This is a genomic window from Elusimicrobiales bacterium (assembly GCA_041651175.1).
GTDB lineage: Bacteria > Elusimicrobiota > Elusimicrobia > Elusimicrobiales > Elusimicrobiaceae > JAQTYB01.
The window spans coordinates 326,675-346,100 of the sequence record JBAZJT010000001.1; the positions used below are offsets into that span (position 1 = coordinate 326,675).

26 protein-coding genes and 1 tRNA gene are annotated in these 19,426 nt (G+C 59.3%); 4 read left to right on the plus strand and 23 right to left on the minus strand.

The genetic code is table 11. The features are described 5' to 3' along the window. Positions 1 to 20: 20 nt before the first annotated feature. Genes WC421_01530 through guaB form a run of 3 tightly spaced genes read right to left on the minus strand, consistent with a single transcriptional unit; the run spans position 21 to position 3,450 of the window. On the minus strand, positions 21 to 263 hold the full coding sequence (locus tag WC421_01530) for a YtxH domain-containing protein (GenBank protein MFA5160901.1): 243 nt from the start codon (positions 261 to 263) through the stop codon (positions 21 to 23). Between the two features lie 28 nt (positions 264 to 291). Continuing rightward, entirely contained in the window at positions 292 to 2,004 is a 1,713-nt protein-coding gene (gene ispH / locus WC421_01535) for a 4-hydroxy-3-methylbut-2-enyl diphosphate reductase (protein ID MFA5160902.1), read from the minus strand. Next, positions 2,005 to 3,450 carry an IMP dehydrogenase gene (gene guaB, locus WC421_01540; GenBank protein MFA5160903.1) on the minus strand — a complete coding sequence of 482 codons (1,446 nt, stop codon included), beginning with the start codon at positions 3,448 to 3,450 and terminating at the stop codon, positions 2,005 to 2,007. A 150-nt stretch (positions 3,451 to 3,600) separates the two neighbouring features. On the opposite strand from guaB, the gene WC421_01545 reads away from it, so the two are divergent. The 3 genes from WC421_01545 (at position 3,601) to WC421_01555 (ending at position 4,750) form a co-directional block, all read left to right on the plus strand. Beyond that, positions 3,601 to 3,677 (plus strand) — tRNA-Glu (locus WC421_01545). A 188-nt stretch (positions 3,678 to 3,865) separates the two neighbouring features. Continuing rightward, positions 3,866 to 4,339, plus strand: a complete 474-nt coding sequence (locus tag WC421_01550; GenBank protein ID MFA5160904.1) for a hypothetical protein — start codon at positions 3,866 to 3,868, stop codon at positions 4,337 to 4,339. Between the two features lie 102 nt (positions 4,340 to 4,441). Continuing rightward, positions 4,442 to 4,750 (plus strand): hypothetical protein, encoded by a 309-nt coding sequence (locus WC421_01555; GenBank protein ID MFA5160905.1) that lies wholly within the window; start codon positions 4,442 to 4,444, stop codon positions 4,748 to 4,750. Positions 4,751 to 5,247: 497 nt separating this feature from the next. Here the strand turns inward: WC421_01555 and WC421_01560 are convergent, their stop codons facing one another. From WC421_01560 to WC421_01570, 3 genes are read right to left on the minus strand one after another with little or no spacing between them, the layout of a single operon-like run. Further along, positions 5,248 to 5,562: a hypothetical protein gene (locus tag WC421_01560; GenBank protein MFA5160906.1), complete on the minus strand. Its 315-nt coding sequence runs from the start codon at positions 5,560 to 5,562 to the stop codon at positions 5,248 to 5,250. Positions 5,563 to 5,572: 10 nt separating this feature from the next. Further along, complete coding sequence (locus WC421_01565; protein ID MFA5160907.1) at positions 5,573 to 5,842, minus strand: hypothetical protein; 270 nt, start codon at positions 5,840 to 5,842, stop codon at positions 5,573 to 5,575. Next, entirely contained in the window at positions 5,839 to 6,096 is a 258-nt protein-coding gene (locus tag WC421_01570) for a hypothetical protein (GenBank protein ID MFA5160908.1), read from the minus strand. Before WC421_01570 ends, WC421_01565 begins: the two co-directional genes overlap by 4 nt. 167 nt (positions 6,097 to 6,263) lie before the next feature. Between WC421_01570 and WC421_01575 the strand changes: the two genes are divergently transcribed. Next, positions 6,264 to 6,788, plus strand: coding sequence for a hypothetical protein (locus WC421_01575; protein MFA5160909.1), 525 nt, complete (start codon positions 6,264 to 6,266; stop codon positions 6,786 to 6,788). 63 nt (positions 6,789 to 6,851) lie between these two features. Here WC421_01575 and WC421_01580 read toward each other — a convergent pair whose 3' ends face one another. The 17 genes from WC421_01580 to WC421_01660 form a co-directional block, all read right to left on the minus strand. Further along, a complete protein-coding gene (locus WC421_01580; protein ID MFA5160910.1) occupies positions 6,852 to 7,181 on the minus strand; it encodes a hypothetical protein in 330 nt (109 codons plus the stop codon). A 139-nt stretch (positions 7,182 to 7,320) separates the two neighbouring features. Next, a complete protein-coding gene (locus tag WC421_01585) occupies positions 7,321 to 7,761 on the minus strand; it encodes a D-Ala-D-Ala carboxypeptidase family metallohydrolase (GenBank protein MFA5160911.1) in 441 nt (146 codons plus the stop codon). Further along, positions 7,758 to 8,018: a hypothetical protein gene (locus WC421_01590; GenBank protein MFA5160912.1), complete on the minus strand. Its 261-nt coding sequence runs from the start codon at positions 8,016 to 8,018 to the stop codon at positions 7,758 to 7,760. Before WC421_01590 ends, WC421_01585 begins: the two co-directional genes overlap by 4 nt. Position 8,019: 1 nt before the next feature. Next, on the minus strand, positions 8,020 to 9,879 hold the full coding sequence (locus WC421_01595; protein ID MFA5160913.1) for a hypothetical protein: 1,860 nt from the start codon (positions 9,877 to 9,879) through the stop codon (positions 8,020 to 8,022). A gap of 2 nt (positions 9,880 to 9,881) precedes the next feature. Further along, positions 9,882 to 10,154 carry a hypothetical protein gene (locus tag WC421_01600; protein ID MFA5160914.1) on the minus strand — a complete coding sequence of 91 codons (273 nt, stop codon included), beginning with the start codon at positions 10,152 to 10,154 and terminating at the stop codon, positions 9,882 to 9,884. Next, the gene (locus tag WC421_01605) at positions 10,154 to 12,061 is read right to left on the minus strand and encodes a hypothetical protein (protein ID MFA5160915.1); all 1,908 of its coding nucleotides are present in this window, start codon (positions 12,059 to 12,061) and stop codon (positions 10,154 to 10,156) included. Before WC421_01605 ends, WC421_01600 begins: the two co-directional genes overlap by 1 nt. A gap of 2 nt (positions 12,062 to 12,063) precedes the next feature. Continuing rightward, complete coding sequence (locus WC421_01610) at positions 12,064 to 12,429, minus strand: hypothetical protein (GenBank protein ID MFA5160916.1); 366 nt, start codon at positions 12,427 to 12,429, stop codon at positions 12,064 to 12,066. Continuing rightward, positions 12,426 to 14,933 (minus strand): phage tail tape measure protein, encoded by a 2,508-nt coding sequence (locus WC421_01615; GenBank protein ID MFA5160917.1) that lies wholly within the window; start codon positions 14,931 to 14,933, stop codon positions 12,426 to 12,428. The genes WC421_01610 and WC421_01615 overlap by 4 nt, the downstream gene beginning before the upstream one ends. Next, the gene (locus WC421_01620) at positions 14,878 to 15,198 is read right to left on the minus strand and encodes a DUF4035 domain-containing protein (protein ID MFA5160918.1); all 321 of its coding nucleotides are present in this window, start codon (positions 15,196 to 15,198) and stop codon (positions 14,878 to 14,880) included. Before WC421_01620 ends, WC421_01615 begins: the two co-directional genes overlap by 56 nt. 14 nt (positions 15,199 to 15,212) lie before the next feature. Next, positions 15,213 to 15,605, minus strand: coding sequence for a hypothetical protein (locus tag WC421_01625; GenBank protein ID MFA5160919.1), 393 nt, complete (start codon positions 15,603 to 15,605; stop codon positions 15,213 to 15,215). A gap of 10 nt (positions 15,606 to 15,615) precedes the next feature. Further along, positions 15,616 to 16,038, minus strand: a complete 423-nt coding sequence (locus tag WC421_01630; protein MFA5160920.1) for a phage tail tube protein — start codon at positions 16,036 to 16,038, stop codon at positions 15,616 to 15,618. Between the two features lies 1 nt (position 16,039). Then, positions 16,040 to 16,420 carry a DUF3168 domain-containing protein gene (locus WC421_01635; protein ID MFA5160921.1) on the minus strand — a complete coding sequence of 127 codons (381 nt, stop codon included), beginning with the start codon at positions 16,418 to 16,420 and terminating at the stop codon, positions 16,040 to 16,042. Beyond that, positions 16,410 to 16,916 carry an HK97-gp10 family putative phage morphogenesis protein gene (locus WC421_01640; GenBank protein ID MFA5160922.1) on the minus strand — a complete coding sequence of 169 codons (507 nt, stop codon included), beginning with the start codon at positions 16,914 to 16,916 and terminating at the stop codon, positions 16,410 to 16,412. The genes WC421_01635 and WC421_01640 overlap by 11 nt, the downstream gene beginning before the upstream one ends. Before the next feature lie 2 nt (positions 16,917 to 16,918). Beyond that, positions 16,919 to 17,236 carry a phage head closure protein gene (locus tag WC421_01645; GenBank protein ID MFA5160923.1) on the minus strand — a complete coding sequence of 106 codons (318 nt, stop codon included), beginning with the start codon at positions 17,234 to 17,236 and terminating at the stop codon, positions 16,919 to 16,921. Beyond that, positions 17,233 to 17,829 (minus strand): head-tail connector protein, encoded by a 597-nt coding sequence (locus WC421_01650; GenBank protein ID MFA5160924.1) that lies wholly within the window; start codon positions 17,827 to 17,829, stop codon positions 17,233 to 17,235. The genes WC421_01645 and WC421_01650 overlap by 4 nt, the downstream gene beginning before the upstream one ends. Continuing rightward, the gene (locus WC421_01655) at positions 17,830 to 17,976 is read right to left on the minus strand and encodes a hypothetical protein (protein MFA5160925.1); all 147 of its coding nucleotides are present in this window, start codon (positions 17,974 to 17,976) and stop codon (positions 17,830 to 17,832) included. A gap of 9 nt (positions 17,977 to 17,985) precedes the next feature. Beyond that, on the minus strand, positions 17,986 to 19,362 hold the full coding sequence (locus tag WC421_01660) for a phage major capsid protein (protein MFA5160926.1): 1,377 nt from the start codon (positions 19,360 to 19,362) through the stop codon (positions 17,986 to 17,988). Positions 19,363 to 19,426 lie beyond the last annotated feature (64 nt).

Here is a 19,426-nt window from a genome sequence, read left to right on the forward strand (position 1 = left end):
GCGTCCCGTATTGACGAGGTTTAAGCGGATTCTTTTCCATGCAATGCCTGGGCAAGCTGTTCCTTGCGGTGCTTTATTTCTTCGCCCATCTTTTGCAGTTTTTCCCTGCCCTTGGCCATATTGTCGTTAAGCCATTCGCCAAGGTCCTCGCGCGTTTCCTTGCCGGCCTTGGGCGCGAACAGAATGCCTATGGCCGTTCCCACCACGGCGCCCACGGCAAAAGCGGTTATGACCGCGGCCGTCTTGTCGTTATTGTCGGACATATTCACCTCCGGTTCCAATTCCAGTGTATCAATAAAAAAATCCGCGCGCAAACGCCAACGCCGCCGCAAGCAGGAACTGCGCCTCCACGGCGGTTTCGGAAAGGGCGCCCGCCGGTATTCTGCCCGTATAATAAAACGCCAGCAGGGCAAGCGTGTACAGGCTGGCCGCAAGCATGGGCAGAGCCGCCTCCCGCCTCCAGCCGGCGGCGGAAAGCCAGCCCAGCCACAACGCCATCGCCGCGGTCATGGCAAACATCAGCAGCAGCGTCGCCCGCCTGCCATGCGCCTTGTAGAAACTTTCCTTGCCCACTATCAGATCGCCGTGAACCGCGCTCATCCCCAGCGCGGCGGAACGCACAAACACCGCCGGCACCGCGTATGCCACCGCCAGCAAGGCCGCCGCCGAAAAATGCGACCTCTCGTAAAACGCCGGGACATAGGCGCAGACAAACCCCCAGCCCAGCGCGGTTACAAAATCCTTTGAGCCGGGAAAATCCATCACCCGCCTTATGTTGAGCGTCTGCCGGAACGGATACGCCAGCCCCAGCAGCCAGAAAAACACCACGGGAAACAGCACCGCCGGCCCCATCGGCCAGGCCAGCGCCATCGCCAGGACTCCGGCGGCAATCCCCGCAGATGCCGCCCGCAGCCGGCGGCGGCGGAAGGCGGGGGGCTTTTCCCGGTCGGAGACGGCGGCCTCCCGCGCGCGGTTTATTATGGTAAGGCTGAAAACAAAGGACCAGGCCAGCGCCAGCGCCCTCGCGTCCGCCCGCACCCCTTCCATCTTCATGCAGACATAAGCCAGGCATACCGCCGCAAGCCCCGCGTAGGCGCCGCTGCCGACGAACACACCCCACAGCCCGCGCAGATGCCGCCCGGACGGGCGCGCCGCGCTGATTTTCAGCGCGCGGGCGCGTTCGGCCACGCGCTCTATCATCCAGCCGGGGGTGGATGCGCCCGCTGTTACCGCCACCCGCGCCCCGGCGGGCAGGGGGGGCAGTTCGTCTTCCGTCTCCACGGCTATCACATTGGCGCACAGCCGCCGGCACAACTGCGCCAGCCGCGCGGTGTTGGCGCTCTGCCTGCCGCCGACTATTATGACGGCGTCCGCGTTGCGGGCCAGCTCCCTGGTCTCTTTCTGCCGCTCGCGCGTGGGCTGGCAGATGGTGTCGGACACGACGCATTCCCGCGATTTCTTTTTTACGGCCTCCGCCGCCGCGAAAAAAATCTCCTCTTCCTGCGTGGTCTGGGCGACGATGTTGGCCTTGTCAAAAGCGGGCAGCCTCTCCGCCTCGTCCGGGCCGGAGACCACATGCCCCCGGCCTTTTGCGTATCCCAGCAGCCCCGTAACCTCGGCGTGGCCCTTGTCGCCTACGATGACGGTGTCGTATCCCGCCTGCGCGTATTTGGAAATCACGTTGTGGACCCGCTTGACCAGCGGGCAGGTGGCGTCCACCACGCGCGGCGCGAGGGCGCGCAGCCGGGCCTCGTCCTGCGGCGTTATGCCGTGCGCGCGGATTACAATCACGCCGGTTTGCCCTGCGGCCTCGTCAATGGAAGCCAGCGCGCGTATGTTTTTGGATTCCAGGGTTTCTATGACCTGCGGATTGTGGATAAGCGGCCCCAACGTATACACCGGCGTCCGCGCGTCGCGGGCCAGGTCCAGCGCGCAGTCTATGGCCTTTTTGACGCCGGGGCAGAAGCCGGCGGTTTTCGCGATGATGATGTCGCTTTCGGGCAACTATCGCTCCACAAGGTAATTGGGCGCTTCCTTGACTATGGTAACGTCGTGGACATGGCTTTCCGCCAGCCCGGCGTTGGTGATGCGCACAAAGCGCGCTTTCGCCTTCAGCTCGTCTATGGTTTTGCAGCCGCAATAGCCCATGCCGGAGCGCAGCCCGCCCACGAGTTGATGTATTATTTTCGCCGCCGGCCCCTTGAACGGCACGCGGCCCTCTATCCCCTCGGGCACCAGCTTGTCGGCGCCTATGCCCTGCTGGCCGTAGCGGTCCTTGGAGCCAAGCTCCATCGCGCCCAGCGAGCCCATCCCGCGGTAGAGCTTGTAGCTGCGGCCCTGGTAGAAAATTATCTCGCCCGGGGTTTCCTCTGCGCCGGCAAAGCAGCTGCCCAGCATCACGCAGTCCGCCCCCGCCGCCACGGCCTTTGCGATGTCGCCGGAGAATTTTATGCCGCCGTCGGCCACGACCGGGATGCCGCATTTGGCTGCGGCGGCTATGGCGCTTATCTGCGGCATCCCCGCGCCGGAAATTATCCGCGTGGTGCAGATGGAGCCGGGGCCTATGCCGACTTTCACGGCGTCGGCGCCCGCGTCAATCAGCGCGCGCGCGCCGTCTTCGGTGGCCACGTTTCCCGCCAGCACCTGCACGTTGCGCCGTTTTTTTAGTTTTCTGACCGCGTCCAGCACGGCGGCGCTGTGGCCGTGGGCGGTGTCTATGGCGATGATGTCGGCTCCGGCGTCGGCGCACATCTCCGCGCGGAGCAGCCCGTCCGGCCCCACGCCGCAGGCCGCGCCCACGCGCAGCCGGCCCAGCTCGTCGGTGCAGGCGCTGGGGTAAAGCCGTTTTTTCTCTATGTCCTTTGTGGTGTACATGCCGCGCAGGTTGCCTTTTTCATCCACGATGGGCAGCTTTTCTATGCGGTGGCGGTGCAGCAGTTTCTTGGCCTGCTCCGGCGTGGCGCCCAGCCGCGCGGTGATGGGTTTTTTGCGCATCACCTCGGATATTTTTCTGGACATATCGGTTTCAAACATCAGGTCGCGGTTGGTTACTATGCCTACGAGTTTCCCCTTGACCGTAACGGGAAAACCCGAAACCCCCGTCCTGCGCATCAGTTCAAATGCCGCGCCCAGCGTCCTGTCCGGCGATATGGTAACGGGATTTATCAGCACCCCGCTTTCGTACTTTTTGACCTTCTCAACTTCCGCTGCCTGCGCCTCCGGCGGCATGGCGCGGTGGATTATGCCGATGCCGCCCTCGCGCGCCAGCGCGATTGCGAACGGCGCCTCGGTAACGGTGTCCATCGCCGCGGACAGCACGGGAATGTTGAGCCGTATTTTGGCTGTGAGCCGCGCGGACACGTCGGTTTCGCGCGGCAGGAAATCTGATTTGGCGGGGACCAGAAGCACGTCGTCAAAAGTCAGGGCCAGCGGGGTGTTGTCTTCAATCATGCTGCCTCCCAGCCGCCTGCGGGGCTGCGTCATCCGGCGGCAACTTCATTCTAGAATTTCGCGCCGCATTACTCAAGAACCGAATCCGCCGGGCTGTTTAGAAAGGCCCGGAATCTGCTAAAATGAGATGTTGCTGAAAAGCGGCGCAAAGCCCTCATCGTCTAGTGGCCCAGGACATTGCCCTTTCAAGGCAAAGATCAGGGGTTCGAATCCCCTTGAGGGCGCCATTTCTTTCCATAGGTAGAACTCGTGACAATGCCCACGGTGCCCCCGGTATCGTGGGCATTGTCCATTGTATCTCGGCGGTGCCGTCCTCCTTATTCACGTCAATTCGCTTTATCCAGCTATGTAAAAAAGTTTTTGATTCCGCCAAGCTGGAGCCGGACATGAAATCCTGTATATTCCGCACATAGCTGTGAATCTCGTCATCGCTGGTGACGATAGTTTCGCGTTCCTGCCGCTCCTTCAGCGCCCTCAGCGTTTCACCCAACCCGGCCAGTTGAGCGCGCTGGTCTTTGATTCTGGGCGCAAGGTCGGACAGTTCCAGCTCGCCTGTCTCCAGCGCGGAATAAAGTTTATGGAGTCGTTTGTTCACGTCCGCCATTTTCAGTTCCATAGCCGTTATCTGGTCGCGGATACCGCCTTTGGCGGATATTATCTCCGAGTTAACCATCGTCACCAGCTTCTTTACGCTTTTGTCGGTTATGCAATTGCGCAGGTTGCCTATCACGGCGGCGTCCAGCTTGTTTTGAGGCACAAAACTATGGCGGCACACCTCTTTGCCCCGCTTGAGATAATTCAGGCAGGCGTAGTAAAAAAATTGCCCGGATTTTGCGGAAACGCCTATCATCTTCGCCCCGCAATGTTTGCAGAAAACCATGCTGCTTAGCAGATATTCGCTCGCGGCTTCGCGCGGATGCATGCATTTGGGCGCGCGCTCCCGCAATAACGCTCTTGTTCGTTCATAGGTCTCTTTTTCGATGATGGCCGGATGCGTGTTCTGAATGCGGAGAATCTTCTCCGGCTTGTTTTTCACATAGCGGCCATCAACCTTGGTGTGAATGTTGAACAAGGTGTTGCCGGTATAGGTTTCGTTTGTCAGCACATAATAAAGCACCGTGATGCTCCAAGTCCGTCCGGAGCGGGTGCGCAGTCCTTCGGCGTTAAGCCTGCGAACCATTTCTTTGAGGCCGTAGCCGCGCAGGCACATATCAAAAATACGCTTTACCAGAATGGATTCAATGGGGTCAACGGCCAGCTTAACTTTTTCATTCCCGTTGACGATGAGTTTTGCTTTTGAGTATCCAAACGGCGCGGGGCCGCCGTTGCGGAATCCGCGCGCGGCGTTCTCTTTCATGCCGCGAATGGTGTCGCTGGACAGGTTGAGCGAATAAAATTCGTCCACCGCTTCCAGCATGGCTTCCATCAGATGGCCGGACGGGCTGTCGTCTATCGGCTCGTTGATTGAAATGACATCCACGCCATGTTTGCGCAGCAATTTCTTGTAAAGAATAGAGTCCTCGCGGTTTCGCGCGAACCGCGAGAATTTCCAGACCAGAATCACATCAAACGGTTTGTTGGTCAATTTCGCGGAATAAATCATTTCCTGAAATTTAGGCCGGTCGGCAGTGCGGGCTGATTCGGCTTCGTCCACATATTCCGTCGCCACAGGCCATCCTTTTTTCAGAGCGTATTCGCGCAAAGCCTTCAGCTGGGCCGGAATAGACAGGTCCTTGTCCGCCTGCCCTTGCGAAGACACTCTTGCGTATAACGCCGCTTTCATAGATGCTCCGTTTGCTACTTCGCCGCCTTGAAATATGCGGCCAGCAGCTTTGCCGTCAGTTCGCTTTTGCCGCCGATGTGCCAGTCCATGTTCTTTTCCGGGACGAGGGTGGATTTGTAGTCGTAGATGGCGAACTCCAAGCCGTTGATTTTGCCGACCCATTCAATCTTGCTTTTGCCGCTGGGAAATGCGAACGGGCGGGGCTTGCCGAATACGCGGACCAGCTCGGCGTATGTCGTGCCGTCGGGCATGTAGCCGACGAGGCTTATGCCGGTTTCGGGGCCTTGGCCCATTCTGATTTCCACATCTACGGATAATCGGATTTTCATAGCGTCTCCGTTAAAATTCCGCGTTTGTGATTTTGCCGGTTTCGGCGTCGCGGACGGTGTAATAGCGTTTGCTGTTCCGCCAGTTGCCGTCTATGAATTGCTCCTCTATGGTGATGCTCCATTTCGCCTTCGGCAGGGTTTTGCGGACTATCTCCAGCTTTTGGAGTGCGACGGGGATATAGTCTTCGGTCATGCCGGTCAGGGCGACGTCTTCCACGTACATCTCCGAGCCGTTTTGCCTGAGGCTCAGGTAGCGCGATTTCAGCGTTTTGCCGGTCATATTGCCTCCTGTACTTTTATCTGCGCGACTGTTTTTCCGTTGTGCCGGATTATAAACCGGATGCGGCTTTTGGCGTTGCGGACTTCGGGGCGGCGGGCTTGCGCCTCGGCGAATGCCCGTGCTCCGTCTATTGTGCCGAACACACCTATTCTGCGGCGTATCGTGCAGCGGAATTCCGTGCCGTCTAACACCGTCGAGACCACTGTCACGTGGTATTTCGCCTGTCTGCCCGTCGTTGCCGTCGTCGTTTTCATATCATCCTCCTCACCTGAAGGGTACAAGGACTTCCGCCGAACATCAAGGCCTTTCTGACGCTGTTTCCCGTCTGAAAAACAGGCGAAGGAAAGCCTTGATTTCTGCGCGAATGAGCTGTACCTTCAGTGGTGACGGGAAGCAAAATTCCAAAACGGGAGGCGACATTATGAAAGCGCGCGACGCGAAAGTCGGACATAAATACCTGACGCAAAAAGGCACGGCGGCGACGATGACCGGCCACAAGGACGGCAAAATAGTGATGACGCTGGCCAGCGGAATCGTGTTCCGGTGCGGGCCGGATTACGAACTGAAGCCGGTGAATTGCGCCGACGGCAAGGCGCATAATCCCAAAGCCGGGCAAAAGGACAATGCCGCGCAAACCGGCAAAGCCGCAAAGGTTGTGACCGCGCCGGAACAGAAAAACACCGACGGAGGAAACGACATCGGCGCAACTGCCGCCAAGCCGCCGCACGGCGTATCGCTGGCGTCCATCATAGACCCGTTCCTGCTCAGCGGCGGACATACCGTGGGCGACATCGCCATTGAAGTGCGGAATAAAGCCGGTAACGCCGCGCAAGGCAAAGATGTTGAAGCCAACGTGCGCGCCCGCATGGTGACGTATACCCGCAAAGGCTGGCGCGTCGTCAAGGACGAGAACAAGCGCGTCAAGGTCGTTCAGGGGAAAGTGTAATCGCATAAATTATTCCGCAAAGTGTCGGCCCGCCCGGCCCCATAAACCGGGCGGGCTTTGCGTTCACGCGCTCGCGGGCAGGATTTTGCCCAGCCAGTCTTTTCCGACCAGCTTGTTGAGCGCGGATACAACCGCGTCTATCACCCAGCCGATGAGCATTCCTTCTATGCTTTCCGGCAGGAACGGGATATCTATCAGCGCGTTGAGGACGGCGACCGCCAGCGTCTTCTTGTCCGAGCCTTTCAGGCCCTCGTCCTGCCCGACGCCTTCGACCAGTTTCACGACGTCCGGAATGGTTTCCGCCGCATCCTTGAGGCTTTTCACGGCCTTGATTTTGTCCTTCACCGCACCCAGCCCGTCCAGCAATTCCTTTGCCTTCGCTTCGTAGTCCATTGTTGCCTCCTGTTTTTTGCTTTGAATATAACTTTCAGACTTGTCGCCGTCCGTTTCTTGTGATAGACTATATATGGAGACGGCCCCGCTCCCAGAAGGATTGAAACTCGGGGCCCATTTTTTTGCCTTCTTTTTCACCTCAAACCAGCCGGACATATACGCTGTCCTTGAATGCCAACACCTCGCGTTTACTGCCGGTGCTGGCGTGAATCCATCGTGAGCCGCCGCGCTGCTCGTCAATAAGCTGGCCGAACGGGATGCCGGATGTTTTCCACAGCCAGTTGAACGCGTCGTCTATGCTCACGCCTTTCACCTCAAAATCCGCCGCTTGGCCCAGCGTATGCTGGCTTGACGCGCTGCCGCCGATGGCGGCGTTCAATTCGTAGCACCGGAAACCGGAATGGATAATCACCGGCTTGTCGTAATGCGTCCGCACAGGCTCAAGAATCAGGCGGCACAGGCCGGTAAGGTCGGCGGTATAGCAAGACCCTTTCCGACGGTTCAATTCCTGAAACTCGGCTTTGTCCGTGCGCGTCAGCTCAAAGAACGTGAAATGCTCCGTCAGGTTGAAGTCGTTCATTTGCCGCTCCATTTAAGCCCCAGTTGGAATATGGCGTTCACGGCCAGCGTGATGCCGCCTACGAGCCATGAAATTCTGGTCTTCACCGCCCGCATTTCCTCGGCGAGGCCGACCTGCCCGTTGCCGTTTACCGTATGCTCAAGCCGCGATACTCGCCCGTCGTTGGCGGCCTTGTCCTGCGCGTAACCGGCAAGATGCGCGTCCTGTTTGGCCTCTATGCGGGCCAATCGTTCAAGTATTTCATCGAGTTTGCTCATATCACGGCCCTCCTCCGCTGGTTTGGCCTTGCCATTGACCGGCGGCTGTTCCCGTCGCAAGGAACACCTCATACGGCGCATCCGTCGCTATCGCCATGCACGGCAATGCGGCGCAAGCCAACCCCTGCAACTGGGCATGCGTTTTTGCGCCGTAGAATGTCGCGCCGCCGAACACCCCCGTCCCGGTGATGGCTATCGTTGACGCGCTGATGCCGTAGGTTTCCGTGATGGTTTTTGTGAACGTGTTTACGCCGGTGAAGGTTTGATTGGCGTTGAGCAGCGGCACATTCGCGCTTAACCGCGCGTCCGCGACCGTGCCGCTGGCGAGGTTGGCGGCATTCAGACTGGTCAGTGCGCCGCCCGCTCCGGTGAAGCTGGCTGCCGTTACCGCGCCGGTGAATGCGCCCGTCGCGGCGGCGATTCCGTAGGCTTCGGTTATGGTGTTTGCAAACGCCGTTCGTCCGGCGTTGGATACTGATACGGCGGGGGCGGTTCCTGCTGTATCAGTTGAAACGACAAGCAAGTACGGGAATGTCCCGTTGGGCCGTACGTCCAGCACGGCGTTGGGGGCGTACTGGCTGTTGCCGACGAGGACGCCTCCGGCGTTTAGCGCGATGTCGCCGGGCGCATCCACCTGCACAGCCCGGCCCGCGCCGTTGTTGTTTATATGCAATCTTGCGTTGGGGACGGCGGGGCTGCCGATGATGAGCCGTCCCAAATCCGCGCCCTGATAATACGCCGCGTTCGGCGGCGAGAAGTTTGACGTCCACCTTGCCGCGCCGATGTCTATGCGCAACTCGTCCATGTAGACCGCGCTGGCGGTCGTGGAGCTATCCGTCGCGCGGGTCTGCTTTGCGCCAATATATGCGCCCGCGCTGACATCCAAATTCGCGCCCGTGCAGATATTGACCAGCTTTGAAACCCCGTCGACATACAGGTTGATTCCGCCCGCGTAAGTCGCCCGGACAAGCGCGACGTGATGCCAGCCGCCGTTATATGTCCCCCAGACGATATAGGAGGCTATGCCTGCGCAGCCGGGGCCGGAAATCATCAGGTAATCGTTGCCGTTGTAGTTGGTGTGCGACATGGCCAATGCGTTCACTGATGCGGCGTTATACATATCCAGCCCGCCGGTCGTCGTCCAGTTCGGGTTCAGCACGATAAACGCCCGCGCGGCCTGCCATGCCGGACAGCCGACGGTGTAAACCCAGAAGTCTATCGTGAATGTCTGCGAGCTGATTTGCGGCATAGACGATATATGCGCGCCGTCGTTCCAATGCGTCATGTAAAGCGACGCGGAGCCGAACTTTTTGTTGGTCTGCGTCAGATACGCCGCGTTGACGATGGTGAATGTCGCGGGCGAGACCGAATCGGGGATAGCCGTCGCGCCCTCCGCGCCGTCCGTATGCGCCATGACCGCCGTGTTGGGGCTGTAGGCTATGTTCAAATCCCCGCCGATTGCGACGTCGCCGTTGTAGGTGTTTATGATACCCGCGCCTGTGTTGGTGGCGACATTGACGACGGCGGCGTTCACCGCGCCGGAAAACGCCCCCGTCGCCGCCGCTACGCCGTAAGTCGCCGACACGCTGCCCGCATTCAACGTGCCCGTGAACGCGCCGCTTCGTGCAGCTATCGGCCCCTGCACGGTCGCCGAAGACTTGAGCGTGATGCCGTTTGCGGTTATCCGCCCGCCATTGCCTTGCAGGATGATTGACGTCGCGCCGCCTACGGACGGGTACAGAAGTTCCTGTCCGACGAGCGTCATCGTCGCTTTGCCCGTCGGTGTGGACACGGTTACGCCGTAATACTGCGCCTGCGCCGGTCCCGCCAGAAATATCAGCAGCCAGACTATTCGTTTCATGATTAACCAACCTCCTCTGTTGAAGTTGCCGCGCCGCCGAGGACGATAAACCCGCCGTCGCCCTGCGTCGGGTCGCCGCAGTAAAACATCCGTTGCTTCAAATCCGCCGCCCAGCAGTCGAAACACTTCGCCGGATTCGCGGCGGCGTAACCCTTCAGTTCCTCATACGTCCCCGACTTGAACGCGATGCCGCCGACGTCCAGATAGTTGAAATTTGCCATCAGGATATCCGCGTCCGGGGTATCGCCGTTTTTTATGTTGTGCGGTAACGCCATCAGAGCGCCTCCGTCAGGTTGAATGCGGTGGCCCAGTTCTCCGCGTCAAGTTCGATGCCCTCTACCCGGAAATTAGCGTTATAGAACGGCAATCTCACGGCCAGCCAGCTTTCGTTGTAATAGACAACCTGCTTCGTTTGGCCGTAGCGCACCGAGTTGTCGGCCCATTTCCACGCCGTTATAAAATCGCGCGGGATGATTTTCAATAAGACCTTGTCGCCCAGCTCAAGGTGCAGGAAAAACCGCGTCCTCGCCAACGCGCGCCGCCGCCGGCCTTTGACATAGCCATACACCGTCGGCGCGATGGCGCGGGCCAAATCAACATTCGCCGCGGGCAGGAAATTGCCGCTTGCTATCGCGTACTCCCGGACGCCCATCTGGTCTATGTTGTCCGGCCTCGGTTCGCTTTGCGTTTTGGAATCAACGACGATGTTATAGCCACCGAATGTTACATTGACCCGGTTGTAAACCCTCGCCGCGCCGCTTGCGACGCTCTCCAGCGCGGCCACGTTTGAATTGTCCAGCGTGTAAACCGGCGACAGCGAATCGGCGCGCGGCCTGAAAACAAAGCCGTCATCGCCGGTGAAGCCGATTTCATAGCTGCACATCCGGGCCAGCGCCGCCAGCGCGTCCTCGCAGGTCAGACCGGTCATGTTGACGACAGGGATTGTGACAGCCGAGGTGTAATAGTCCACCTGCCAACCTTTCAGCAACGCGTAGTTCTGCCATGCGTAGTCGTTGGTTACCGTCACAACCCAGCGCAGTTGTATATACCGCAACAGCGACGGAATGACAGAACCGGGCGCAATTGCCGTCCAGCCGTTCCAATTCGCCCCGTCGGCGGAATCGCGGTAATAAAATGCAGCCACGGCGGTGCCAAGTTCAAAATGCGAAGCCGTCAGTTTACCCCAGTTTGCCAAATCGGCAGTACCGTCTATTACAGGACTGGTGTACGAGCCGGTCAGCGACGGGTAATGGCCGGAGGTGTTCCAGTAAAGCCGGATTCCCAAGTAATAGGAATCCCACAACGTGTTTGAATACTCGCCGGACGAAAACCCCGCCTCATCCAGTTGCGAAAATGTGGTCTCTACGGAATTTGCGAACAACGCCGGGCTGATGTCCGCGCCGTCAACGCCGCACAGCGCGCAGATTTGCGAGACAATCCATTCAATTTTCCTGTCCAGATGCCAGTAGGTATAGCTGCACCACAGGCTTTGACCGGCGTTCAGCGCGATTTTAACCGTTATCTGGGCGGGCGCATCATGCTCGTTGAGGTTAGCGACGGAATAATCCTTGTCGGCCATCAGGACGGCGGCGTTCTCCGGCCCGGCGGCGGTCAAACCTTTGCGCACTTCGGCGATTATGCCCGTCGCGTTATGCCCCGTGCTGAAATCCAACCCCGAATTGGAACCAATCAGTTCGTTGGTTGCCCCAGCGCCGACGAGTGCCGCGCTGAACTGGGCGAACACCGACATCCGGCCAAGCAAATTCAGCTGCATGGTTTTCTGTTCGGGGTATTCGGTGTTGTCGTCGGTCAGATAGCCCGTGTAAATATACTGCGGGTCCGGCGTACCGTCGGACCGGACCACGCCCGCGATAAGCGCGATTTTGGAGTTGAACACATAATACCCGTCGGGGAAATAGCCGTCCGGATTGCCCTCAAGCCACTGACCCCGGTCGTTGCGGACGGTTACGGCGCAATTGCCGTATGTCCATTTGTTGTATTCCTCCGTGTCCAGCTTGATTTGGATTTTGCCGACCTCCGCGACATCCGGCGTGAGGTCAATGGCGTCGTCATAGACAAATGCCGCGCCGGTCCAGCACCGGCGGTAAAGTAATACTCGCTTGAAATACTTCGGCTTCGGCGAGTTGAACGCATCCAGCGACGCGGTATCAAGCGTTTTCATAATCAGCGTTCCTTTAGGGATAGTTCTATCTCGTAGCGGCGCGTTTTTCGGTCAAAGGTTTCCGTCGGCGGCTCGGCTATGAGGAACTCGTAAATCTGCGTCGGGTCGTAATCGGCGAAAAAGGCGAAAGTCAGGAAGTCGTGGGTTGCAATCGCCGATAAAAGCGCGTCCCGGTCGGACTGCGTAACATTGCGAAGCGACAGCGTTCCTTCAACCTTCTGCCATTCCTTCCACGCGACGAGGCTGCCGTCGGACATGCGGATATTGCCGCATTTGGCGGCGTCCTTGCGTTTGAACGTGGATTGCGCATGCAGCGTGAGCAATTCCGCATCCAAATGCGCGGGGTCGTAGACTTTTATCGCGTTCACATAGCCTCCCCGTCGTGCTTCGCGCCGATTTTATAGGCAGCTTTGGCGTTCTCAACACCCCACGAAACGCCCTGCTTGATGGCGGTCGTGATTTGCTCGCATACCGCGCGCACATCCGTTTGCGAACCCATGCCGCCGTTGATTGTTATGGGCGCGTTCACAGAAACGCTCATGGTTCCGCCGCCCGCCATTGCGACCGCGCCGGTGCTGACCGAACCCATCGCCGCCATCTCGCGCAAGCTCAATACATATTCCCCGCCGTGAACGATGGCCGGAACCGGCTGGCCTTTCATGCCGGGGACCAACCCGCCCTCGGCAAAACCCAGAAACTTGCCCAGTCCGCCGGTCAGCCCGCCGAACGCGCCGCCGGTGAACAGGTTCAGTATCCCGTACAGCGCCATCTTGGCGGCAAGCTTTGCGATAAGCTCCTCAAACGCTTTCAATATTGACTGAAAAAGATTGTCGGCCAGATTTTTAATCGCGCCGAACACGCCGCGTGCGGTGTCCAACGCCTTCCAGAACCCGCCCGCGAACGAACCCTCGAAGCTCGACATCATGCCGAGCATTTCGGTTTTCCAGTTGATACCGGCGGCGGCTGTCTCGCGCAGCGCGCTCGTCCACGCGACGCTGAACGCCGAGGCGTCTTGCGCAGCGTCCGGGGCGATATTCGGGATTTGAGGCGCGGCGGGCATGTTCAGTGTCGGCGCGGCTACCCCGCCGGAAAACACGCTTTTCACCGCCGCCAGTTTGCCGCCGACAAAATCCTGCGCCTTGCTGTAACCATTCGCCACGCTTTCGGCGATATCCTTGCCGGTGTTCAACGCAGTTTCGCCGATTATGCTGCCCCATTTCTTTACATCGTTCGCCACACCTTTAAGTGATTGGCTGATTTGCGAATTGCCCAACGCTTCGGCGGTATCGTCCACGAACCGCCGGATAGCCGCGACCGCGCCGTTCAAGCGCAGATACTCGGCCACCGTCATAAAATCGCGGACCCAGTTCTTGAAATAATCCTTCAGGGCTTGGAATTTGTCGCTGAAAAACCGAACAAAGAAATCGGCGATAATCAGCACATCGTCCATGTAACCCCGGCATACTTCGCGGAATGTCTGCATCAGGCTGTCCCATGTTCTGACGATGGACGACCATTTGTCGATAATGATTAGCCCGACGGCGATTAACGCGACTGCAATCAAACCCACCGGCCCGGCGAGCGCGCCCAACGCCGAGGCGACCAGCTTCGCCGCCGCGACAATCCAACCCAACACCGGCGCAAGGCCACTTACCGCCGACACGAACAATCCCAAACCCCAGATAGCCGGACCTAAAGCTGCGATAATCATTGCCACAGTTATCAGCCAGTTGCGCGTACCAGCGTCCAGCCCGCCTATAAACGCCGCCGCTTTTTGCGCCGCCGAGGTCAACATCTGCGTCAGCTTTACGACCGCCGGTAACGCGATGCCGCCGAGTTGGATTAACGCGACCTGCAATGTCGCCAGAGCTTTGGCAAACTGTTGGCTCGCGTCTTTGTCGGCGATATTGAAGGCATTTTTTAGGTCCTGCCCCGTCGCCTTCGCCACATCGGCGATGACCGCCCGCGCGACCTCGCCGTTCTTGCCGATGAGGTTCAGAAGTCCGATGAAACCCTCCGCTTCCGGGAACACCCGCGCCAGCGCGATTTCGTTCTCGCCGAAGTGCGCTTTCAGCGTCTGCAAAACCGCCAGCAAACCGCGTTCCCGCAGTTCCGCGCGCAACCCTTCCGCCGAAAGCCCGACAAGCGCAAGTCCGTCGCGCATTTGCTGCGTCGGTTTCAGCAAAGTCAGGAACACACCGCGCAACGCCGCGACAGTCTGCCTTGCGCCCATGCCCAACCGCGACATCGCCGCCACCGCACCTGATACTTCGCCGAAAGACACGCCCAACTGCGCCGATACCGGCAGCAGCTTCCAGATAACCGGCGCAAGTTCGTCCAGTTGCATTTTCCCGTTGCGGACTGTGGCGACCAGCACGCCAGCCGCCGTCGCTGCGCTCAAATTCGCCGGACCGTAGGCGTTTAGAGCGGAAGTTAAAGCGTCGGCGACGATTTTGATGTCGCCCATCCCCGCCGCCGACGCCATTGCCGATGCTTTCAACGCCTCCAGTGCGTCCGCGCCGCGTAATCCCGACTGTGCCACGAAATACAGCGCGTCAGCCAGTTCTTTCGGCCCTCTGCCGGTTTGCGAAGCAAGTGTCAGTAGGTCGCCGCGCCATGCATCCACCTGTTCGCGGCTCACGCCGATAATCGCCACAATTTTGTCTAGGCTTTCGTCGAACTGGGTGGCGAATTTTACGGCGGACAACGCGGCACCGGCGAACGGCAGCGACAGCCCGTAAGTGATTTCCTTGCCGAGCGCGGTGAACCGCCGCCCCGTGCGGGCGAGCGTCTTTTCAGCTTTGGCGAGGCCTTCCTCAAAGCTGGCTGTCCGCGCCGTCAGGTTCACTATCAGGTTGCCGATTGTCGCCATATTTTCCGCCTAATGCCGCGTTGATTACCCGCACTTTCGCCAACATCTGCCGCCAGTCTTGCGTTTCACCGCCGAACTTCGGCATGAAGTCCTGCGGTTTGTACGGCTTCACGCCTTTGCCGCGAAACACGTTTGCGCCAGTCGCCGCGATTATGCCCGCCCGCAAGTCCGCTCGTTCCTCGCCGAACGGCTCGATGCCGTAATACGCCTGCCATTCGGTCAATTCGCGCGAACTGATGCGGTTCAACAACTCGCCCACCGTCATGCCCAGAGCGAGCGCTAACCGGAAATAGAACTTTCGCTCCGGGCGGCGGTGAAATTTCCGGCAAGCTCCTTGACGTCGCTTTCGCTAAGCCCCGAAAGTTGCTGCGCCGCGTTGAACAGCCGGTTCAACGCTTTCGCCGATTTCTCGCCGAGCCAGTTCGCGTCCGCTTCCGTGAACAACGGCTTGCCGTCCTCGCCGATGACGGACTGCGCCACCAGCTTCGCGCGCAGGTTCTGCATGTTCACCGTCGCGCTCTTGCCTTGGCCTTGCACGACGCCCGCTTCAAACCGGTCGCGCTCCGCGCCGGTGAGGCTTTTCAGCCGGACCGTGCCGCCCCATTCGGGGACTTCCACGTCCAGCGTCTCAATGTCCGGGACGGTTTTGATTTGGTCTTTGTTGAGCAACATATATCCTCCGTTACGCCAGCGTCGGCTGGCCTGTGATTTTCAACGTCACGCTCGCCGCCAGTTTGCCGTCTACCGGCGCGTCCGGCTCGAAGTTCGTGACGAAAGCCGAAAAGCTCCATGTCGTGTTCGCCGTGTCCGGGAACACCAGCTTGAAGTGCTTTGCCGCGCGGCTTGTCAGCGCGGTCAGCAGTCCCGTCTGGCTCGCGTTGGCGGGCAGGAAGTTCAGTTCCAGTTTTATTTCGCCCGCGTCGAGCAGCCCGGCGGCGTATTCCTTGTACCCTCCCGGCGAATCATCGGCGGTCACGTCTATCGTGTCCAGCGAGACGCCCGGCCCGCCCACTTTTGACACGGCGGCTATGTCGCTAAACACCTCAGGGCTTGCGCCATCGCCCATTTTCAGTTTCGTGCCGAAACCGCTTATCGCTTCGCTCATATCAATCCTCCTTGTGCCATATCAGGACGTCAGCAGTGACGCGAAATACGCCGTCGTCCGCGCTGAATCCGTCCGTTTCGTTCTCGTTGAAGGCGGCCTGTATATCGCCGCCTTTCTTGCCGTGCAACGCCGACACTGCCGCCAACGCCAGCCGCTTTGCCTCAAGATAATCCGCCGAGTAACAGTCCAGTTGGAACCGCGAGGACGCCAGCTTTGACGGCCCGCCATGCGAGGCGTATCTGATGCACGACACTTTTGCGTAAACCATCGCGGGCAACATAACCTCGTCGGGCAGCCGGACCGGATAGAGTCTGTCTCCGGCAATTGCCGATACGCCGGTGTCCTGCCGGAGCAAGTCATAGAGTGTTTGCTCAACGCTCATCGGACGCTCCTCCGTATTTCGCCACCAGTCGGCGATATTCCGCGTCGCAAGCCTGTATCGCTTCCTCTTTTTTCGAGTCAAACGCCGGACGCATGAACGGCTTGGCCTCAACCCGGCCCACAACCTTGTAGAACCACCGCTTGCCGGATTTATGCGACCGCACAGCCAGCGCGTGGCCGAACTCGACGAGCCTGCCATACCACACCGTCCAGTGCAGCCCGATTCTTGCCCGGACTTCGCCTTTCAGCGGGTCCGTGCTAATGGTTACGCCGATATTATCCTTGAGGTGTTCGGCGGTTTCCGGTTTGCCCTCGGTGAACAGGTTGTTTACGCCAGCGTCATACGGCGCGTTCGCCGCAGCTTGCGCCCTTATAACCTCCGCGCCCTTTTTGACGGCGCGCACGGTGGCGCGTCGCAGCTCCGGCCCGCGTATGTTTTTCAACGCCAGCTCAAGCTCCGGGATACCGTCCAGTTGGATTACGGTTATGTCGCCCATAATTACGCCACCCGTTTGCACATAAGCTGCAATTCCTGTTTCCCGTCGGCGGGATTGATTATTTCCACGATGTCATAACCATTCCCGCCGGAAACCACACGCCAACTCGGTTTCACATCAGTGCGATACCGAATGATGACGCACACAGTGATTTCGCTGTTCACACGGGCGGATTCAAAATACTCCCGCCCGCGCAAAGGCAATACCGCCGCCCACACCGTCACAACATCAGTCCACACCGGCTTCGCTTGCCCGACGGCATCGCGGGTTATGGTCTGCCGCTGCAAGGTTACCCGCCTGTTCAGCTTGCCGGGGTTCATAATGCGCGCCCCCATAGCCGATATGGCGCGAGCAGGTACTGCACGCCCATCGGCAACTCCTCGAAGCGCACATTGGCGGCGTCGCTGACGGCGATGCGGTTCTCGTACCAGTGCGCCGCCAGAAACCGCACCGCCTGACGCAAGGACTCCGGCACATTCGTCCCTGCCGCGCCGTAACCGCAGCCGAAGCCGACTTCTATCCCGTTGGCCCGCCGGAACTCCGCCGACGGGATTTGCCAGTTGTCCTTTGGCAATATCCGCGCCGGTTCGCCCATAACATCGGCGTAATAAGTCGTCGCGCTCAACACCGTCCCGACGGCATTCGCGTCCCAGAAGCGGACGAACTCAACCGCCGAGACTGGCGCAAATGGCAATGTTATTATCCCGTCCGGCGGCAATTCGTCGAGGTAAACCCGCCAACGCTGCGTGATGAGTTTGCGGTTCGTGAGCATTTCAACGCATTCGCGGGCGGTTTTTATCAGCCCGCCGATAAGAACATCCTCATCGGCAAACTCAACCCGCGAATGCGATTTCTGCTCGGCGAGCGTTACCGGCTCGGCGGCTGGCGCGGCTATCAGCAGCGTTCCGGCCATTTATTTCGCGCTCCCGACCGGGGCTTTCTTGTTCAACGGTTCAAGATATTCCTTGTGCCGCTCCGCGTCGGCGTCGGTGAGCTGGATTACCGCGCCCTCCATGTAGCCGCCGAACGGCTTTTTCACTTTGTAGAGTTTCGTTTCCATAATTCCTCCTTATTTGAACAGCAGGTAGCTGAACGCCGAGCCTTGCGCGACGTCCACCGACAACGCCTGCGTAAAACGCAGCCACGTCTGGTCCTGCATGAACGCGTTTGAATTATCGCCCGCGTCGTAAGCGTCCTGCGACACTTTCACCGCCAGCCCCTCGCGCGGCGATACCAGCAACGCACGGTTGAATCTTCCGTAGACCGCGACGGTGCAATCCGCGCCCGTTCCGAGGTTCGCCGGGATGGTCGGGCATATCACATACGGCACGTTCCAGATTGTCGCCGGGATATTGCCCGTCGGAGGCTGCCAGATATACTGGTTCTGATTATCCTTGAGCTTCATCAGCTTTTTGAGACCGGTCCGGCTGATGGCAATCGTCGCGCCCAGCGAGTTCGCCGCGTTCATCGAGAATATCAGCTCCGCGATATCGTCAAAGCTGACCGATGCGCCGCCCATGCTGACGACATTCACGCCCGACGCTTTGATGACGCCCGTGAACGGGTCGCCCGCCGATGTGTCGCCCAGCAACGCGACGCGTTCGATTTCCAGCGCCATCGCCTCGCTTATCAGCTCCGACAGGAACGCAGTCAGGTTGATGGCGGTATCGCGCAACAGCTCGTCGGTGCATTTGATGACCGCCGCCATCACCTTTGCGATTTGCTCCAGCTGGCCGAACGTCGGATTCGTGGTCGGCTTCGTCCCGCCCTCGGTTACCCAGCCGACGGATACGCTCGTCAACTGGCGCGGTAACTGCCGTTTCCACGTCGACATCGGCAGAATGTTCGCCAGTTGCATTATCGGCGAAGCGTCCTTAAGCAGCCGGATGACCTCGTATGAAAACTCGGTCGGCACGAGGTAGCCGCCCGTCGCGGGCGCGCCTTCCGTCATGACGGCTTTGATGTCAGTCAGCATCGAATGCCGCTCTTTCGCCGCCAGCAGGAAATTGCGCATGCTGCCGAATTTCTTGCCGTACTCCGACGTCCACGGTTTTTCAGCCGTGTTGCGCGGCGAGGTTTTGAACGACTCCGCGCGCTCCATCACCTCTTCCGGGCTGGAAGGCGGGACCATCCGGCCCGACGGCGCGGGATGAAGCCGCTTTACCACGTCTTCAATCAGCTTCTCGGCCTTGTCGCGGGTGAGGCAATCGTCCAGCCGCACCTCCAGCGTCTTGCGCAACTCGCCCAGCGATGCGTTGATATCCGGCTCGTTGCCGGACGGTTTTTCCGTCTGTGTTTCCATTTGTTTTCCTCCATCGGTTTTAGATTCGCTCAAGGTTTTGAGCGCCTTGCTTACCGCCTCCGCCAATGCGTCGGGGTCTGCGTGTAAAGTTGCAGGCAAATTTGACCCGGAAGTTGCAGTGAATTTTGACCCTCCCGAACCCAAAAGTTACCCTGTCTGGGAAAATGCTAATTTCGGACAGGAGGGAGGGGATGATGAGCGTCAAACA

Bases quoted from the DNA above. Each gene is read 5' to 3' on its own strand.
- WC421_01530 (MFA5160901.1), bottom strand. From the start codon at position 263: ATGTCCGACAATAACGACAAGACGGCCGCGGTCATAACCGCTTTTGCC.
- guaB (MFA5160903.1), bottom strand. From the start codon at position 3,450: ATGATTGAAGACAACACCCCGCTGGCCCTGACTTTTGACGACGTGCTT.
- WC421_01555 (MFA5160905.1), top strand. From the start codon at position 4,442: ATGCGTGTTCTGAATGCGGAGAATCTTCTCCGGCTTGTTTTTCACATA.
- WC421_01560 (MFA5160906.1), bottom strand. From the start codon at position 5,562: ATGAAAATCCGATTATCCGTAGATGTGGAAATCAGAATGGGCCAAGGC.
- WC421_01565 (MFA5160907.1), bottom strand. From the start codon at position 5,842: ATGACCGGCAAAACGCTGAAATCGCGCTACCTGAGCCTCAGGCAAAAC.
- WC421_01570 (MFA5160908.1), bottom strand. From the start codon at position 6,096: ATGAAAACGACGACGGCAACGACGGGCAGACAGGCGAAATACCACGTG.
- WC421_01575 (MFA5160909.1), top strand. From the start codon at position 6,264: ATGAAAGCGCGCGACGCGAAAGTCGGACATAAATACCTGACGCAAAAA.
- WC421_01580 (MFA5160910.1), bottom strand. From the start codon at position 7,181: ATGGACTACGAAGCGAAGGCAAAGGAATTGCTGGACGGGCTGGGTGCG.
- WC421_01585 (MFA5160911.1), bottom strand. From the start codon at position 7,761: ATGAACGACTTCAACCTGACGGAGCATTTCACGTTCTTTGAGCTGACG.
- WC421_01590 (MFA5160912.1), bottom strand. From the start codon at position 8,018: ATGAGCAAACTCGATGAAATACTTGAACGATTGGCCCGCATAGAGGCC.
- WC421_01595 (MFA5160913.1), bottom strand. From the start codon at position 9,879: ATGAAACGAATAGTCTGGCTGCTGATATTTCTGGCGGGACCGGCGCAG.
- WC421_01600 (MFA5160914.1), bottom strand. From the start codon at position 10,154: ATGGCGTTACCGCACAACATAAAAAACGGCGATACCCCGGACGCGGAT.
- WC421_01605 (MFA5160915.1), bottom strand. From the start codon at position 12,061: ATGAAAACGCTTGATACCGCGTCGCTGGATGCGTTCAACTCGCCGAAG.
- WC421_01615 (MFA5160917.1), bottom strand. From the start codon at position 14,933: ATGGCGACAATCGGCAACCTGATAGTGAACCTGACGGCGCGGACAGCC.
- WC421_01620 (MFA5160918.1), bottom strand. From the start codon at position 15,198: ATGACGGTGGGCGAGTTGTTGAACCGCATCAGTTCGCGCGAATTGACC.
- WC421_01625 (MFA5160919.1), bottom strand. From the start codon at position 15,605: ATGTTGCTCAACAAAGACCAAATCAAAACCGTCCCGGACATTGAGACG.
- WC421_01630 (MFA5160920.1), bottom strand. From the start codon at position 16,038: ATGAGCGAAGCGATAAGCGGTTTCGGCACGAAACTGAAAATGGGCGAT.
- WC421_01635 (MFA5160921.1), bottom strand. From the start codon at position 16,420: ATGAGCGTTGAGCAAACACTCTATGACTTGCTCCGGCAGGACACCGGC.
- WC421_01640 (MFA5160922.1), bottom strand. From the start codon at position 16,916: ATGGGCGACATAACCGTAATCCAACTGGACGGTATCCCGGAGCTTGAG.
- WC421_01645 (MFA5160923.1), bottom strand. From the start codon at position 17,236: ATGAACCCCGGCAAGCTGAACAGGCGGGTAACCTTGCAGCGGCAGACC.
- WC421_01650 (MFA5160924.1), bottom strand. From the start codon at position 17,829: ATGGCCGGAACGCTGCTGATAGCCGCGCCAGCCGCCGAGCCGGTAACG.
- WC421_01655 (MFA5160925.1), bottom strand. From the start codon at position 17,976: ATGGAAACGAAACTCTACAAAGTGAAAAAGCCGTTCGGCGGCTACATG.